Source organism: Bartonella vaga (genome assembly GCF_037070895.1).
Taxonomy (GTDB): domain Bacteria; phylum Pseudomonadota; class Alphaproteobacteria; order Rhizobiales; family Rhizobiaceae; genus Bartonella.
This window is the reverse complement of sequence record NZ_JAYMZK010000002.1, coordinates 39,668-56,109: the sequence shown is the minus strand read 5'-3', so window position 1 is coordinate 56,109 and position 16,442 is coordinate 39,668. Positions and strand designations below refer to the sequence as shown.

17 protein-coding genes and 1 pseudogene are annotated in these 16,442 nt (G+C 37.5%); 9 read left to right on the top strand and 9 right to left on the bottom strand.

Features of this window, described 5'->3' with window-relative positions; all coding sequences use genetic code 11:
• Positions 1-69 precede the first annotated feature (69 nt).
• The 3 genes from WCP76_RS02200 to WCP76_RS02190 are packed head-to-tail and all read right to left on the bottom strand — an operon-like array spanning position 70 to position 2,408.
• On the bottom strand, positions 70-1,488 hold the full coding sequence (locus WCP76_RS02200; RefSeq protein WP_336294065.1) for an ATP-binding protein: 1,419 nt from the start codon (positions 1,486-1,488) through the stop codon (positions 70-72).
• Complete coding sequence (locus tag WCP76_RS02195; RefSeq protein WP_336294064.1) at positions 1,485-2,153, bottom strand: response regulator transcription factor; 669 nt, start codon at positions 2,151-2,153, stop codon at positions 1,485-1,487. The genes WCP76_RS02200 and WCP76_RS02195 overlap by 4 nt, the downstream gene beginning before the upstream one ends.
• 18 nt (positions 2,154-2,171) lie before the next feature.
• Complete coding sequence (locus WCP76_RS02190) at positions 2,172-2,408, bottom strand: hypothetical protein (protein ID WP_336294063.1); 237 nt, start codon at positions 2,406-2,408, stop codon at positions 2,172-2,174.
• 313 nt (positions 2,409-2,721) lie between these two features.
• On the opposite strand from WCP76_RS02190, the gene WCP76_RS02185 reads away from it, so the two are divergent.
• The 4 genes from WCP76_RS02185 to WCP76_RS02170 all read left to right on the top strand — a co-directional run bounded on the left by WCP76_RS02185 (position 2,722) and on the right by WCP76_RS02170 (position 7,337).
• Entirely contained in the window at positions 2,722-4,872 is a 2,151-nt protein-coding gene (locus tag WCP76_RS02185) for a transglycosylase domain-containing protein (protein ID WP_336294062.1), read from the top strand.
• A 17-nt stretch (positions 4,873-4,889) separates the two neighbouring features.
• The gene (locus WCP76_RS02180; protein ID WP_336294061.1) at positions 4,890-5,486 is read left to right on the top strand and encodes a DUF1214 domain-containing protein; all 597 of its coding nucleotides are present in this window, start codon (positions 4,890-4,892) and stop codon (positions 5,484-5,486) included.
• On the top strand, positions 5,479-6,018 hold the full coding sequence (locus tag WCP76_RS02175) for a DUF1254 domain-containing protein (protein ID WP_336294060.1): 540 nt from the start codon (positions 5,479-5,481) through the stop codon (positions 6,016-6,018). Before WCP76_RS02180 ends, WCP76_RS02175 begins: the two co-directional genes overlap by 8 nt.
• Positions 6,019-6,563: 545 nt before the next feature.
• Positions 6,564-7,337, top strand: coding sequence for a DUF1499 domain-containing protein (locus WCP76_RS02170; RefSeq protein ID WP_336294059.1), 774 nt, complete (start codon positions 6,564-6,566; stop codon positions 7,335-7,337).
• A 539-nt stretch (positions 7,338-7,876) separates the two neighbouring features.
• Here WCP76_RS02170 and WCP76_RS02165 read toward each other — a convergent pair.
• Positions 7,877-8,728, bottom strand: coding sequence for a DNA adenine methylase (locus WCP76_RS02165; protein ID WP_336294058.1), 852 nt, complete (start codon positions 8,726-8,728; stop codon positions 7,877-7,879).
• 69 nt (positions 8,729-8,797) lie between these two features.
• A complete protein-coding gene (locus WCP76_RS02160; protein WP_336294057.1) occupies positions 8,798-9,061 on the bottom strand; it encodes a hypothetical protein in 264 nt (87 codons plus the stop codon).
• Between WCP76_RS02160 and WCP76_RS02155 the strand changes: the two are divergent.
• The 5 genes and pseudogenes from WCP76_RS02155 to WCP76_RS02135 all read left to right on the top strand — a co-directional run.
• A pseudogene (locus WCP76_RS02155) lies at positions 9,037-9,468 on the top strand (phage antirepressor KilAC domain-containing protein); the annotation flags it as partial. The gene WCP76_RS02160 and the pseudogene WCP76_RS02155 overlap by 25 nt on opposite strands.
• 110 nt (positions 9,469-9,578) lie before the next feature.
• Positions 9,579-10,388 carry a phage recombination protein Bet gene (gene bet, locus WCP76_RS02150; protein WP_336294056.1) on the top strand — a complete coding sequence of 270 codons (810 nt, stop codon included), beginning with the start codon at positions 9,579-9,581 and terminating at the stop codon, positions 10,386-10,388.
• A gap of 1 nt (position 10,389) precedes the next feature.
• The gene (locus WCP76_RS02145) at positions 10,390-11,013 is read left to right on the top strand and encodes a lambda exonuclease family protein (RefSeq protein ID WP_336294055.1); all 624 of its coding nucleotides are present in this window, start codon (positions 10,390-10,392) and stop codon (positions 11,011-11,013) included.
• A 115-nt stretch (positions 11,014-11,128) separates the two neighbouring features.
• Positions 11,129-11,347 (top strand): hypothetical protein, encoded by a 219-nt coding sequence (locus WCP76_RS02140; protein WP_336294054.1) that lies wholly within the window; start codon positions 11,129-11,131, stop codon positions 11,345-11,347.
• A gap of 8 nt (positions 11,348-11,355) precedes the next feature.
• Positions 11,356-12,399, top strand: a complete 1,044-nt coding sequence (locus WCP76_RS02135; RefSeq protein WP_336294053.1) for a tyrosine-type recombinase/integrase — start codon at positions 11,356-11,358, stop codon at positions 12,397-12,399.
• 49 nt (positions 12,400-12,448) lie between these two features.
• On the opposite strand, the gene rnhB is transcribed toward WCP76_RS02135, so the two are convergent.
• From rnhB to WCP76_RS02115, 4 genes are all read right to left on the bottom strand, one after another.
• Positions 12,449-13,084: a ribonuclease HII gene (gene rnhB, locus WCP76_RS02130; RefSeq protein WP_336294052.1), complete on the bottom strand. Its 636-nt coding sequence runs from the start codon at positions 13,082-13,084 to the stop codon at positions 12,449-12,451.
• A 290-nt stretch (positions 13,085-13,374) separates the two neighbouring features.
• Positions 13,375-14,283 carry a 4-(cytidine 5'-diphospho)-2-C-methyl-D-erythritol kinase gene (locus tag WCP76_RS02125; protein ID WP_336294051.1) on the bottom strand — a complete coding sequence of 303 codons (909 nt, stop codon included), beginning with the start codon at positions 14,281-14,283 and terminating at the stop codon, positions 13,375-13,377.
• Between the two features lie 256 nt (positions 14,284-14,539).
• Positions 14,540-15,391 carry a S49 family peptidase gene (locus WCP76_RS02120; RefSeq protein ID WP_336294050.1) on the bottom strand — a complete coding sequence of 284 codons (852 nt, stop codon included), beginning with the start codon at positions 15,389-15,391 and terminating at the stop codon, positions 14,540-14,542.
• Positions 15,392-15,572: 181 nt separating this feature from the next.
• Entirely contained in the window at positions 15,573-16,364 is a 792-nt protein-coding gene (locus WCP76_RS02115; protein WP_336294049.1) for a tRNA1(Val) (adenine(37)-N6)-methyltransferase, read from the bottom strand.
• Between the last annotated feature and the right edge of the window lie 78 nt (positions 16,365-16,442).

Sequence of the window (16,442 nt, the reverse complement as noted above, 5' to 3'; positions counted from 1 at the left end):
TATTTTTATTAAACACTACTGCACGCTTACAAATTCCAATACATATACTCAAAGTAAAGAAAGAATATATCACCCTCGCCTTGGTAGCAAAACTTTTGCACACATCCCCCCCAAGTCAGAACGCGATAAAAAAAGACTTCCACCATATTCGTTGGCAAGATCTGAAACAATCGCTAACCCTAAACCTGTCCCCGGCTTACTTTCATCAAAGCGCTTACCTCTTTTTAAAGCTTCCTTAATTTTGTCTCCTGTTAAACCAGAACCATCATCTTCTACGAGGATGCTAAAATATTCTGTTTCTTCAACATGTTCTTCTAAGCAACAGGAGATTAGCACTTTTGTGCGGGACCACTGCGCAGCATTCTCAACCAAACTTCCTATAATTTCTTCTAAATCTTCCCTCTCACCAGAAAAAATAATATCATCAATATCCATAACAAATTGAAACTCTTTTTCAGGGTTAAGTTTTTCCATAACTCGCACCAAACGATAAACTACCCTGCGAACAGATGTATGATAAATGATACTGTCATATTGTGCTGCAATCCGTGCACGCTGAAGATAATGATTTATTTGAGCCTGCATCATTTGCGTTTGCTCTTTTAATAAAACAGTCTGTTCTCCACAACACATCTTATCAACCTCATTCATAATCACGGATAGAGGTGTCTTTAATGAATGAGCAAGATTACCAACCTGTGTGCGAAATCGTTCAATAATGCGCTGGTTGTTATTGATGAGAGCATTCATTTCTTGTACTAAGGGCATAACTTCACTTACCAAATCTGTATTCACGTAATGAATCTTCCCCTCACGAATATCATTCAATGCGCGTCGAATAAGCTTCAACGGTTGAAAACTAAAGAAAATAATAGCAATGTTTATAAGGACACTACCTATACCAAAACTCCAAAGGAAAATTTGTAAAGTCTGCTTAAATTCATGCACTTGTGCGTGTGCTTCATCTATATTTCCAGTGAGGCGAAAACGTGCAATATGATTCTGATCATCCAGAACAACATCACTCTCAATTACTTGTAACTTTTGACCATTTTTCCCCTCTATCCTATAAGAGCGAAAGAATTTATTATCAAAAGGTATATCGACATCGCTCGGTGAAAATATTTTTCCTGCTCCTAACGACGGAGATGTCAATCTGCCTTGTAGATTATTAGATATAGCAACAACCTCCCAATACCATCCCGTTGTTGGATCCGAATAACGAATATCATCAATCCCAACATTTCCACTCAAATTTCCCTCTGGTGAAACTGTTACTGTCGCAATAAGACTGTAAAGCTGAGCAGAAAGGATACGCTCTAAACTTTGTTCACTTGAACGCCTATAAAATAAAATACTAACTGCAGAAATTGAGGAAAGCAAAATAACAACCCATAATGTTGATAAGATCATAACGCGTAAACTGAGAGATCTGCTAACAAAAAAAATTAACCTTCTAAGTTGGCTGTTGTTCTTGAAAAAATTCATTGATCACCTGGCGCTCTCACACGATAGCCCATTCCTCGAACAGTCTCAATCAAATCCACACAAAGCTTTTTACGTAACCGACCTATAAAAACTTCAACCGTATTGGAATCCTTGTCAAAGTCCTGTTCGTAAAGGTGTTCGATAAGTTCTGTCCTTGAAACTACCCTATCACAATGATGCATGAGATACGAAAGAAGCCTGAATTCATAGGACGTTAACTTAATCAGCTGACCATCAATAAAAACACGAGAAGTCTTAGTATCCAACAAAACACGACCACAGCGTAACGTGCTTGTTGCATGCCCCGTAGTACGACGAATTAATGCCCGCAACCGCGCCATCAATTCCTCCAAATGAAATGGCTTAACAACATAATCGTCAGCACCTGCATCAATACCACGCACTTTATCAGACCAGCGATCCCGTGCCGTTAACATTAATACAGGCATAAAATGCCCTTCTTGCCGCCATTTCTCAACAACACGAATACCATCTATATGCGGCAAACCTATATCAAGTATCACAGCATCATAAGATTCTGTACTTCCTAAAAAATAAGCCTCCTCACCATCGAAAGCACTATCTGAAACATATCCCGCACTTCTTACAGCTTCTGCTAATTGATGGTTGAGATTCTGATCATCTTCAACAATTAAAATGCGCATTAAAATATCTACTAAACACTAATCTGCGGGAGCAAAAACCTCAACACGACGCAGCTTCTCACCAGCACGAGCAGACACAACAACTACAATCATACACATATCCTTTCCATCCTGAACAACTGATTTTGAACGTACTAATACCCCATCCTCCTGGGTAGCAATCTTCCTACCGACTTTAGTACAATCAGCAGCCAGAATAGAATCCACTCTAAAAAAAACCGCTATCATAATGAATAAGAAAATTTTTTTCATCATAGATATTTCATAACCTATTCTATCTGTTCTTTTGAGCATAAAATGAATAATGGCTTTTATCTATTCAAAAATCACATGGTGAATAACATACCATCCTTGTAAGATGAACAATATCCCAAAATTTAGCAATTTCAAAATAAAATATTTTTAGAGTTTATAACAATAATTGAATACATAAACTATAATAACGCAATTGCCATAACCACAAATTCAGCTCTTTCTCTGCTAATTATATAGCAAAAAATTACTTTTGCTCCATATAACTATTATAGTTTTTTTGGGGTTATATTACTTTGTCATAGGTTCTCTTTAAATGATTTATTTTTTCAAAAAAAAGAAAGGAAAATATAACAAGTCATTTCATAGTCCTGCACTCATTGAATTAGATGCATTGTTCGACACAGCACTTTACCGCATCCGTTCTGCCAACAGTTTCTTCTGGAATAGATTAAAAGTCACCTCACAATGTTTTTATATCCGAGGATGGAAACGCCTTATAGTAGAAATTTTCGATGAAACACTAACATTGGGATTAATTGGTTTTACTCTTTTTACGATTGTTGGTATTTCCATTTTTGAATTAACAAAAAAAGATTGGTATTTACCTAAAAATTTTTCCATTCTTTTTCTAGATCGCTATGGTAACCCCATAGGGCACCGTGGTGCATTACCAATTGTGCCTGTCCCCATCGAGGAAATACCCGATTATGTTATTAAAGCGGTTCTCGCGACAGAAGATCGTCGTTTTTTCGATCACTGGGGTATTGATTTGTATGGTCTCATACGAGCAATCTCACAAAATATGCAAGCCAAGAGTGTAGTCCAAGGCGGTTCAACTCTTACACAACAATTGGCTAAAAATTTGTTTTTAACAAGTGAAAGAACCATAACACGCAAAATTAAAGAAGCCTATCTTTCCCTTTGGTTAGAAGCAAACTTCAGTAAAAAACAAATTTTACAGCTTTATCTTGAACGCGCCTATATGGGGGGAAGTAATTTTGGGATCGCAGCAGCAGCAAAATTTTATTTTGGTAAAAACATACGCGATATATCCCTTAGTGAATCTGCTATGTTGGCGGGACTTTTCAAAGCCCCAACAAAGTATGCTCCTCATAGTCACCTGTTTGCTTCCCAAACACGTGCCAATGTGGTGCTTTTTAATCTTGTTAATAGCGGCTTCATGACCAAGAGCCAAATTATCAATGCTCATCGTCACCCTGCTAAGGCTATTACAAAGATAAAAAATGACCAGCCTGATTATTTTCTTGATTGGGTATTCAACGAGGTCAAAAAAATGCGTAACCAACTTCCAAGTCATACTTTAATCATTCAAACCACTCTAGATCCGAATATTCAAAAAGCAGCAGAAGAATCAATCGCCTATCATCTACACCAATACGGCCAACAATATCGCGCAACACAAGCAGCCACCGTCATACTTGACAATAATGGCGCTGTACGTGCAATTGTTGGAGGACTGAATTACAGTAAAAGCCAATTTAATAGAGCAACTCAAGGCGGCCGACAACCTGGCTCTTCATTTAAACCTTATGTTTACGCAACCGCAATAGAACATGGTCTGTCTCCCTCATCAATAGTTTTAGATGCTCCTATCAATTGGGGAGGGTGGTCACCAAGAAATAACTCTGGTCATTATCTCGGTAAAGTTGATTTAGCAACTGCCTTAGCTTTTTCTATCAATACAGTGCCTGTCTACATTACCTATAAATATCTCAACCGCGATACCCAACCCATCATAGATCTGATAAAAAATATGGGGATTCCTGCACACATTTTATCACACAAAACTATGGTTCTGGGCACATCCAATATGACACCAATGGATCAAGCAACCGGTTTTAATGTCTTTGCCAATGGAGGTATGGCTGGAAACCGCCATGGTTTCACAAAAATCATGACAACCGATGGACGTGTCGTATGGAACTATGAGCATAACGGAAATAAATCACATCGGGTTCTCAGTGAACAAACAGCCGCTTATATGAACCAAATGATGGTTGGTGTCACAACACGAGGATCCGGAAAACGAGCCGCTCTCCCCATGACCCTTGTTGCCGGAAAAACTGGAACATCACAATCCTATCGCGATGCATGGTTTGTTGGATTTACTGGTAATTATACTGGAGCTGTATGGATGGGCAATGATAATTATTCATCGATGAATCGTGCTTTTGGTGGTGGTGTTCCTGCCATGATATGGAACCGTATCATGCTCTCTGCACACCAAAATATCATGCCAAAACAACTCTATGGTGTTAAAAATTCTCTCTTCCCTTATCGATCACAAGCATTCCTTTCACAGAATAACTCTGAGCTCGCATCCCAAATATCCTATACGCCCTCCCCTGAAACATTGAATATTGTACGTCTGATTAACAAAGATCTGAAAAATCCATATTTCATCTCTTTAAAAATGAAGACTACCAAAGCTTCAACACTTTAAATTCGAGATATTCTATAATGTTTACAAATATCACTGTATCCTTTTTCATCTTGGTATTTTCTATTTTATGTGGAACACTGAGTGTTGATTATGTACTCAATTCTTTTACCAAATTTGGACGATTCACAATTGGAAAATGGAACGCTTATCCTCACGTTGGCACGGAAAACGCTGATCCCTATACTCGTGCACTCACTGCCAAAAGAGGCGATATTTCACTCGGGCGTACAGAAGGCCTTATTTTCCAAATTTGGAAAGATAACGATGGACATCTATTACGTCCCCACTGCCATTATTTACTCAAAGGCCATATTCCTGAAGCCCGCCTTTTTACCCTTTATACAGCTGACAAATCTCTCAAACCGTATACTTCATCAAAGAAAATACCTTTCGAGCTCTACACCAATAATATTATCTATGAAAACGATGGCTCATTCCACATCAATATTTCACCAACGCCCCAAATTGGTAATTGGCTTGCAACAGTCAGTAAAAAGGAATTTGGACTTATCCTCACTTTATACGATACCTCAATCATCTCCGCAACGGCATTGCAAAAGCTTACGATGCCATCTGTAGAAAAAATTTCATCAGGACAAAAAAACTGTGGCTAGATTCATTCATACCGGACTTCTTGTAGGTATTGGTGCTATTATTGTGCATATTTGTATTTTATTTTTAACGCCCTATTGGACACAAGACAATATATGGATAGGACTAAAAAAATCGGGAGCCCCTTATCAATTCGTTAACTTGGATGCTAATAATTATATTCAACAGTCTACTGATCCTTTCTTTCTTATAAAAGTCTGCAGATTTGATCTCGAAAATGGCCCCGTTCATTTAAAGGCTTTAAAGACAACACAATTTTGGTCACTAGCAGCCTACACGTACGATGGAATTATTTTCTATAGCCTTAATGACCGAACAGCTCCTGATGCTACACTTGATCTCATCATTGGAAAACCAATACAAATAATAGAGCTCAAACAGTCAAAGACTAAAAACAATGCCAATTCAGTTTTTGTAGCTAAAAATTTAAATAAGGGTTTTGCTATCTTACGCGTCTTTGCACCTTCTTTACTTAAAAAGAAAGAAAGCGAAGCTTTTTTTTCATCTGCAACCTGCAGCGTATTTAATGGATAAAAGCACAACGATCTCTCAATGCACAAATGCTTTCTTTTCACGGAAGCGAAAAAAGCCCATAAAAATGTTTATATTAGTCTCAATCAACCAATTATCAGAATAAGAATACAATTTTCATTCCAGCTTTTAAACATAGGACATAAATCTGCTACAGAAGTATATAAAAATATTGACTATAATATAAAATAGAATGGTATCTTTGCTATACACAATCATATTATCCTCAGTAGGAAATATCCCTCTTTTACCCCAAATGATGAACAAACATACTTATAAAAATTGTAAAGTTTGCTGTCTGAACTTATTTCGATATGATTACAAACCACTCACATAAAACCTTGCCAATTGCATGATACACTATGAAGAAAATAACTATTTTCCTCAATTAATTGGCAAAAATAATTACCGAAAATTTATGTGTCATCAAGCATCCTTGACCTCAAAAATAACTGCTTTACTTTTATCATATGGTCAAAAGCTTTTTGTAAGATGTGAAATTTGAAAAAAATTTGCTAATGGCTCACAATTGAGGGAAAGAAAACTTTATGCAAAAGAAATATGTTCGATTAATGTCAAGGGCGGCGACATGGTCTCCTCGTTTTGGCGGATTGGCATTCTTTATTTTATTATTTTCAATAATTTTACAGCGCTTTTCTGTAATTAACGTTGTCGATTTCATAATTTTAATAGTAATTTCTACTTGCTGTGTTATTTTTTCCCTTTTTCTTGCCATAAAAGCACTTTACAGTTTGTGGGTATATGGCGCTCTAGGGGGAATGAAAGCCTTTAAGGGGATCGTTTATTCATTGATTTCTGCCACACCGTTAATGTTATTTTTTAGGTGTTGGTTTGCTTTTCCAGCTCTGTATGATATTTCTACTGATACACAAAGACCACCGGTTTTTTTTCGCACAGCACGTCCTAGTAATGCCTTACCACTTAAGAGTGTTTTAATTGAGCAAACAGCTCTACAAATGTCGCAATGGCCTGAAATGTCTGGACGTCGTTATGATGGCTCACCTGATCGTATTCGCGATTCAGTTCTTAATGTTTTAGCTTCTTACAGTTGGCCTGTTGTGGCTCAACGAGAGTTTAAGGGTGAAAAAAATGAGATTTATATTGAAACAATAGCAAAAACTTTTTACCTTGGTTTTATTTCAGACATTGTCATACGTTTAACAGATGAAAATAATACAACTTTTGTTGATATGCGTTCTGCTTCACGTGGTTTGTCAAGAGATTTTGGTACTAATGCTGCATTTATTATCAATTTTATGGATGCACTTGATACAGAAATAGCCTCACTCCCTCTCTCTTAGGATGATGATTAAAAATTTACAAATATTGTACGCTATATTGAATAACATAAGTCTTGTTCTTAAAATAAATTCAACGTACGAAAATTAACAAATCGCTTACCATCTTTTAACTCCTTAAATATACTGACATGCGAATTCTAAATTTAAAAGCAAGAGCCAATTTGCCTAATATTCCTTTTCCACAAACGTAAGCAGTTAGCTGGTATAACAAGATGAATCGATTTTAATGTTTCAGAAAAAATTGTGCTTTATTAACTTCTTCCATCTATGATAGCAGCCTTTTCAGTACCTTCAGTGATAAAAAGTGGCTGCAATGTTATGTTTTCTGGCATAGAACGAGTTGTTCGCGAACTATCCCCGTTGGCTGGATAACCAGCCGAGCCTCTATTCCTTACTGTTTCCCCTTCCCTTTTCTGGTGCTTGCAGTATGGTTTCTGTTATATAATCGTTGGCTTTCTTATGGCTATGGAGAACTATAAAAGTTTCCAAGCATGCCAATAATTTTACGGCTGAATAAAAATGAACATACTCATCATCAACTATATAAATTCATAGTCAATTAGGTTCTTAAGCTTAGGTGAGAAAACCATCAATTCTACAGCTTTCCTTTTATTGCTTAAAGAATACCGTATATTGAATTCTATCTTAGGATATTGATCATACAATAATTTAATTTCTTCCACATTATCATAAGTGATTAACCAAGGGACATTCACATATTGGGAAAGAACATTTTTAAAATCTTTGTGATCATCAACGGTATAAAACGACATATATAGTTCCTTCCCTTTTTTAAAATATGGAGGGTCTATATAAAGGAAGATATTTCTATTTTCTTCTGTTCCATAACGTTGTAAAAATTCTTTTGCATCTAGACTTGTTAAATGTATCCTATCTCTCTGTTCACTGATACAGCGAATGCGTTTGATTATATTTTCTTTGTTAAACCGACAATCTATTTTATAATTCCCACTCTGACTTTTTCCTCCAATCGGACCAGCATTTTTAATAATTCCTGATCTATTTGTGCGATTTAAGAAAAGTGCAGCAAATCCAATACTCAAAACATCTTCATTTTCAGAAGAAATTTCTTTTTGCTCGTACCATTCTTTTAAATTAATGGGAGTCGTATTAATTTTTTCTATTAATTCTTCCGTTTTATGCAGAACACAATGCCAAAAACTCCAAATGAATGGATCAACATCATTAATATAAATGTCTTTAACATCGTTATTTAAGAGAAGTTTAAGAGCAAGACCACACCCACCAGCAAAAGGCTCTCTGTAGGAGCACCCATCTAATCCATTCTTCTTGAAAATTTCCTTCACTTTTTCATAAAGCGAGATTTTACCACCAGGATACCTCAATGGTGAACAAATGCTACGAATCACTGTCTTAAACCTTTTAACCTTTAAAAAGATTCAATTATTGTATTCTATTTATTGTAGGCTATAGAATTCTTAAATAATAGAATTATTTTTGCAATTTTCTTTTTCATGCAGTGCATCAATTACCACCATTAATAATGGTTTTAAAACCTCCATATGATTGTAAACTTGTAGATAAGTAAGAGATACTGCACGTTTAGAATGCTTAGTCACATTAGCCTTTTCTCTGATATCAGAGAGAGCATTCAAAAGTTCTCTATCACAATCACTTACAATATCAGCGAGCAAAAATAGTTGATCGCTGGCAAGAATTGGAGAAGCAAGTTGCTGCCCCACAAATCGACTATTCAAGTCCTGAAGCGATGATTGGCTTTTTGACACATCTACAAAGTCAAATTGAAGAGAAAAATACTACCATTGCTGAGCTCAAACCAAAAGCACAAGCTCTAGAAAGCTTAACGCGTTCTGATGGTTTGTTTGATCTTACAGAAGCAGCCAAAGTCTTAGAGATACGACCAAAGGATTTCATTAATTATTTACGAAGCAATGATTGGGTTTATCGCCGTGCTCCGGGTTCTCCATTGTTGCCTTATCAAGACAAGATCAAGAGAGGTTTCATGGATTGTTCAACTATTACCATTCAAAGACCTGATGGAACAGAGAAAATCCTGCCTTCAACGAAGATCACAACAAAAGGCATCGGCGTCCTTTCTCAAGAACTGCAAAAACAAAATCTGCATTAATCAATGAATTTACAGTCTTAAAAGATAAACTTGCAACAACCCAAAACAATCATTTTAAACAAAAGCGTGACTCACGCCACGGATGAGTTGCGTACAAATAAGGATATTAAATGACAAATTCACCCTTAGCCCTTATGGCAAACAAATATGGTTTTTCCCATGACGAATTTCGAAAAACTATTATCAAAACTTGTATCAATTATAATTTTTCTGACGAAGAGTTTGCTGCCTTTATCTCTGTCGCCAATAGTTATGGTCTCAATCCCCTGACAAAAGAAATTTATGCACTTCCCAAAAGAGGGGGAGGCATTATACCTGTTGTCTCTATTGATGGATGGATTAAAATCATTAAAGCAAATCCAAATTTTGATGGCATGACCTTCCAAGACCAACTCGACAATAGCGGCAATCTGATTGCAATTAAATGTGCAATCCGCTTAAAAGACATTCAAGACCCTATAGAGGTCACCGAATACTTATCAGAGTGCAAACAAAAAACAGACACCTGGCAAAAATACCCTGCACGTATGTTGCGTCATAAAGCCACCATACAATGTGCTCGCTATGCCTTTGGGTTTTCTGGCATTTATGAAGAAGACGAAGCTACACGTATTAATGGCACAAACAACAATACACAAAGTCAACTTATTTCGAGTGAAATGCTTTTGCAAATCCAAGAATTAATGCATCAAACACAAACTCAGGAAGCAAATCTGCTGGCTTTCGCAAAGGTTGAAAGATTGAGCGATCTGTCTTGTGAAAAAGCACAAACTGTCTTGGCAGGTTTAAAGAAAAAACAACACTTAAAAATAACTGAAGCACAACACCCCTTACCATCACAAGAACAAGATGCCGAATATATTCATATCCAAGATATCGAATATGCGCCAACGCAACAACAACAAGCAGAGGCAGTGTGAGATGGAACAAAGAACAGCACAATGGTTTCAAGCACGATTAGGGAAAATCACCGCCTCAAACATTTATAGCGTTATCAATAAAACAGCAAAAGGACTGCCCACAAGCAAATATGGCGACTACAAAATCAAACTCATCACAGAACGCTTAACAGGAGAGGTAATCCCCTATTATGAAAGCGACGACATGCAATGGGGTGTTGAGCATGAAGAAGATACAATCGAAGAATATAGCTTCATTTATGATGCCGCTGTAACAAGATGCGGTTTTGTGCCTCATCCAACAATTGAAATGGCCGGGGCAAGCCCTGATGGTCTCATTGGAGAGTATGGATTAATCGAAGTCAAATGCCCAAGATCAACAACCCACATCCGCTTCTTTATCAATAATGAGATCAAGCCTGAATATCTTGCCCAAATGCAATTTCAAATGGCTTGTACAGGACGAAAATGGTGTGACTTTGTGAGCTACGATCCACGCTTTACTGGCCACTCAGCCCACTTACGTCTCAAAATATGTCGCATACACCGTGATGAAGGACAAATCGAACAGATCAATGAAGCCGTCGAAGCGTTTTTAGCAGAGATAGAACAAGACATGGAACAAATCTCGATAAAAGCCGCTTAACGCTATGGGGGTGCAGTTCCCCTCTCTGGCACCCCCGCCCTCTTTCATAACAACTTTTCAGGAAATGCGTGCTTCACGCCACAGATAAATTGTATCTAAAATTAGGAGAACAGATATGGCACATCGCCCTCCCACCATAACACAGCCAGCCATTGCTCGTGCCCTAAGAGAAGCTAAAAAACAAGGAGCAGAGGTTGTAGAAATCAAGCCCTCTGGCGAGTTGTTAATCTATCTTAACACAGGAATCGGAGCACCTAAAACAGCTACCCATCCAGACAAGTTATTAGATTTGCCAAAGAATGAATATTATGAAGCTCTTCTTTCTAAGCTATAAAATTCCCCATGTCTAAACCACGTCCCCTTCATCTTGTTAAACAAGTCACCAAACATGGAAAAATTGTATGGTATGTGCGTATCGGTCATGGATCACGACGGAGAGTACATGGAACTTACGGAACACAAGAGTTTATCGACAGCTACAAAAGAGCGCTTGCTGAATTGCAAGGTATCATCCCGCCTAAACCTAAACCAGGTAAGCTTATTGAAGGTTCATTTGCATGGCTTCTCAAACAATATTTTAACAGCGTCGATTGGCACAGCCTAGCTAAAGTTACGAAAAAGCAAAAAGAACTTATCTTGATGAAAGTATGCGACTCCATAGGAAACATTCCATACAGAGAAATCAAGAAAGCACACATTACAGCAGGAGTTGAACGACGCAAAGAAACACCAGCAATGGCTAGAAACTTTCTGAAAGCACTCAATGGTCTTTTTAAATGGGCAATTGATCAAAGTCTTTTAGAAAATAACCCAACCGTAGGAGTAAAGAGACCAACTTTGAAAAATAAAGATGGCTTTCCTGCTTGGACAGAGGAAGACATAGAAAAATATTATCAACGCTGGTCTATCGGCACGCATGAACGCGTCTGGATTGATGTGCTTCTGTATACAGGTTTAAGACGAGGTGATGCAGTACGCATTGGTTGGAAAGATGTAAAAGATAATATCATTCATCTAAAGACAGAAAAAAGTAAATTTCAAACAGATGTCTTTCTTCCCATTTTACCAGAATTAGCCACAACACTTGAAACTAGTCCTATCGGAGATGAAACATTCATTTGTGGTAAAGAAGGTAAGAGCCTCATCAAGGAGAGCTTTGGCAATCTGTTTAGAGATGCTTGTAATGCAGCTGGCATTAAAAAATCAGCACATGGGTTAAGAAAATTAGCAGCAACACGTGCTGCCAATTCAGGTGCAACAGTCTCACAACTCAAAGCACTTTTTGGCTGGACTGAAGATAAAATGGCATCTCTTTACACTAAGAGTGCTGACCGCAGAAGACTTTCCCTTGAAGCAATAAAAAAGTTCCAAAAAAGTGAGGGATAGAAACAAAAAAACAGAAGAAAATCCCTTATTATTAATATAACTCATTGATTTAATTGTCTTTTATTCGCTCTTTGAGGGGCGAAAAACTGTAACGGTGCAATCCCTCGACTGGCCCATATTTATCAAGCGACCTACGATGAGCTAAAGTTGCATAACCTACATGCTTCTCTAAACCATAACCTTTATAAACTTGCCCTGCACATTCCATCATCCTATCCCGTGTTACTTTGGCAATAATGGATGCAGCTGCAATTGAAACCGAACGTTGATCACCTTTAATCAAAGCAGTTGCCGGACATGGTAACCGAGAAGGTATATCGCGTCCATCAATAAGTGCATACTGCGCTGGAACTGCTAACCCTGTAATACAGCGACGCATTGCTTCTAAAGTTGCTTTTCTAATATTAGATTGATCAATCGAACGAGCACAAAGACTAGCAATTGAAATCGCTAATGCACTTTGCAAAATTGTATTGTACACTTTTTTACGTTGTAGGATAGACAGTTTTTTTGAATCATTTAGACCATCAGGAATATAATCTTTATCTAAAATGACTGCCGCTGTTACTACAGGTCCAGCGAGAGGCCCACGCCCTACTTCATCAACACCCACTATATGAAAAAAGCCTTGTTTCTGCAAATCCAATTCGCATGAAAAATTTGGCTGAAACGGTAAATCAAACATCTTTTATAAATCACAAATACAACGAAACGAACATCCATTTTATAGTCTGCCTGCTGCAAAGCTACAAGAAAAATAGCTCACCAAACATCTTAGGGAACTCTTGCAAAAGTACAAACAAAAAATTACGGAGTATTTTTCACTGGCTATCAGATTCTTCTGCTAAATTATCCTAACGCGCGTTAATTTGATCTAAAAAACAGAAAAACATTTGCTCTACGGATTAATCCCTTTGATTGTGTATATACAAGGAAGCATGACCGAATAAAATCTTGTCCCTTAATGTTTATCTCTCAAACTTTTCCTAAGGTCATTATAGGTCTCACAAACCAATTTGGATGCATCGATTTTATCAAAAGAGCTGCCTGCTGTGCCGCTTGCAGATCTTTAAAAATACCAAAGCAAGTGGCTCCTGTCCCAGACATACGAGAAAAAAGAGAGCCACACTTATCTAATGTAGATAATACTTCAGCTAATTGAGGTGCAATCTTTAATGCAGTAAAAAAAAGATCATTCCGCGTTTCTTTTAAAGTTTCAACCAGTGAATCGACAGTCTTCAAAGCCTCTAGATCAATTTTCAAAGAAGAATGATCATGCTGCTCAAAAGCCTTAAAAACAGCTTTCGTTGCAATCTGTTGGCCATGGTTAACCAACACTATTGCAAGAGGACAAGCCTCTTTTAGTCGCACAATATCTTGGCCAATTCCTTTCACAAAAAGTGGCTGCTGATACTCCAATGCAAAAAGACACATTGGCACGTCAGCGCCAAGAGCTACGCTCATTTCTGCTAATTTTTCATAAGAGCAATTAAGATTCCACTGTTGACGTAATATGCTGATAACGCCAGCCGCATTACCTGAGCCACCACCAATGCCCGAAGAAATAGGTAACGTTTTAACAAGTTTGAAAAAAGCCGATTTAGCACTTTCAGGAAAGGTATCATGCATAAAATCACGCGCGCGAATAACTAAATTATCTGAATCAGAAACAAGCTTATTTGCAAACGGACCCGTTACAACAAACTGATCACTTTCAAAAGGTGCATAGCCTAAACAATCGCCGCTAAGACTAAAATAAACTAAACTTTCTATTAAATGATAACCACCAGCGCATTGCCCAACAACATGTAAAGCTAAATTCAACTTAATGGGTGTAAATACATAAGAATACCCTTTGAAAGAAGCTTGTGTATCCGATATCATCTGACGTAATATTCGCCTGTAAAAGGATCTTTTACCAATGTGCCTCTTTTTCCTATATTTTGCTTAGATTTTGCAGGATCTATACCCTGCAAAACTCTCTGTAATCGTTTTATCCATAAACAATAAATATGAAAGGCGATAATACACAATAAACTGAATGAAATTATTCGTATCATTTACAACTCTTTCCTTCTCACAACTGTTTTTAGACAAAGTTATTAACTTTATTGAGAATCTATCGAAATTATATTCCCAATCATAAACCATAACGCTGCCAAAGCGCCCGCTCCTGTAGTGTTATAAAAGCACTATCAACTGCTGTATACACCGCATGAGAAGCAACTCCTGCAGGAATTTTAGGCCCTAAAAAGCTTTTTGGAGGCGAAATTAATCGAAGTTTCGTATCATGACCAAAGCGCTCCTTAATAACGGAATTTATATCATTCAATCCGTCAATCAAGCCCAGCTCAACACCTTTCTTTCCGCTCCAAAACATTCCTGTAAAAATATCCGGATCACTTGATAACTTCGCTGCACGTCGCTCTTTAACCAAATCAATAAAAGTTTGATGAACTTCAAGTTGTAGAGATTTCAAATGCTCAATATCTGACTTCTTTTCCGGCTGAAATGGATCTAATGTAACCTTATTCTTTCCTGCCGAGTAAACACGCCGTTCAACACCAATTTTCTTCAAAAGCTCAGGAAAACCAAAAGATGCTGAAACAACCCCGATAGAACCAATAATCGAAGAAGGATCGGCAAAAATCTCATCCCCCGCACAAGCAATCATATAACCACCTGATGCTGCTATATCCTCAACAAATACAAGAACCTTTTTCTTTTTTTCCTCTGCCAAATCACGGATACGCTTGAAAATAAAACGTGATTGCACAGGCGAGCCACCAGGAGAATTGATGAGAAGTGCGACAGCCGGTGCTGTTTTATCCGCAAAAGCCTTATCTAAAAGATTTGCGCACCTACTTAATGAAAGCGTACGCGCTAGCGGTGTAGTTGAATCCATAATCGCCCCATGAAGACGTACTACAGGGATTTCAAGTTTATTAGAATAAAAACGATGTGGAATAAGATTTTTGATAACGTCTATCAAAACACAATCTCCTTATAAATTAAGCAAAGACAAAAGAGAGGGAGGAAGAGCAATGTAATATCTAAAAAATACTGATCAAACTCCGTTCTACAACCATGAATAAAATGCATATACAGTTAAAGTCTTCCTAAAAAACAAGCTTTGATTTAAGTTTAAGCAATAAACCAGAAAACACAAGATATCATTTAAAAAGTTCCCACAAACTTATACATCCATTATTGATTGCATCAATCCGTGGTGAAAAGGCATTTCCATCACCTTCATGTAGAACCAATGCCGGTAACACTGATAAAGCCGCTCTACTTCCCCGCTTTGCATAAAGCAAAATACGAATTGCCGCCGTTGTCGCACGTGCATGGACGGGAATTACACAGATACCACCAAAGCGCCCTTCTAAAGCGTGCAAAATATCAGTCAGCGATTGTGGACGTGCAATTAATCCTAAGTATCCACTTGGCTTAACAATTGCTGCTGCACTCCGCAACCAATTATCAAACATCGCTTCAGGCATAACATGTGCCTCAGACTTTTGTTTATCAGGTGTTTTGCGATCTGCAGGACTGTTAAAAGGTGGATTCATAATCGCAAAATCAAAAGAATTATCTTCCAATCCTACTTTTAAACGATTTTTTCCTTTGAAAGTAACATCTGCTTCTAGCAAACAAATTCGCTCAGCAAGTTTTTTATTTTGTTTTAGCATCAGCGTTTTTTGAGCGTAATACACCATAAAAGCTGATCGTTCAACCAATGTAACGTGGACCTCCAGACAACGCGAAGCAACAGCCAATCCTGCAGCACCTGCACCTGCACCTAAATCAACAACCTTTCCCTTCAAATTATTGGGAACCAAACTGGCCAATAACATAGCATCCATGCCAGAACGATGACCATGTTTACGTGGTTGAACCAAATAAAACTTCCCGCGATGAAACTGATCAATTGTTTCATCATTATGATTCGTTATTTCACCCATTTTGAAACCTGATATTTATCTTTAATAAATCGCGTTTTCACTATCAAACACTGTTTAAACAAAACTGTTTCAAGTATT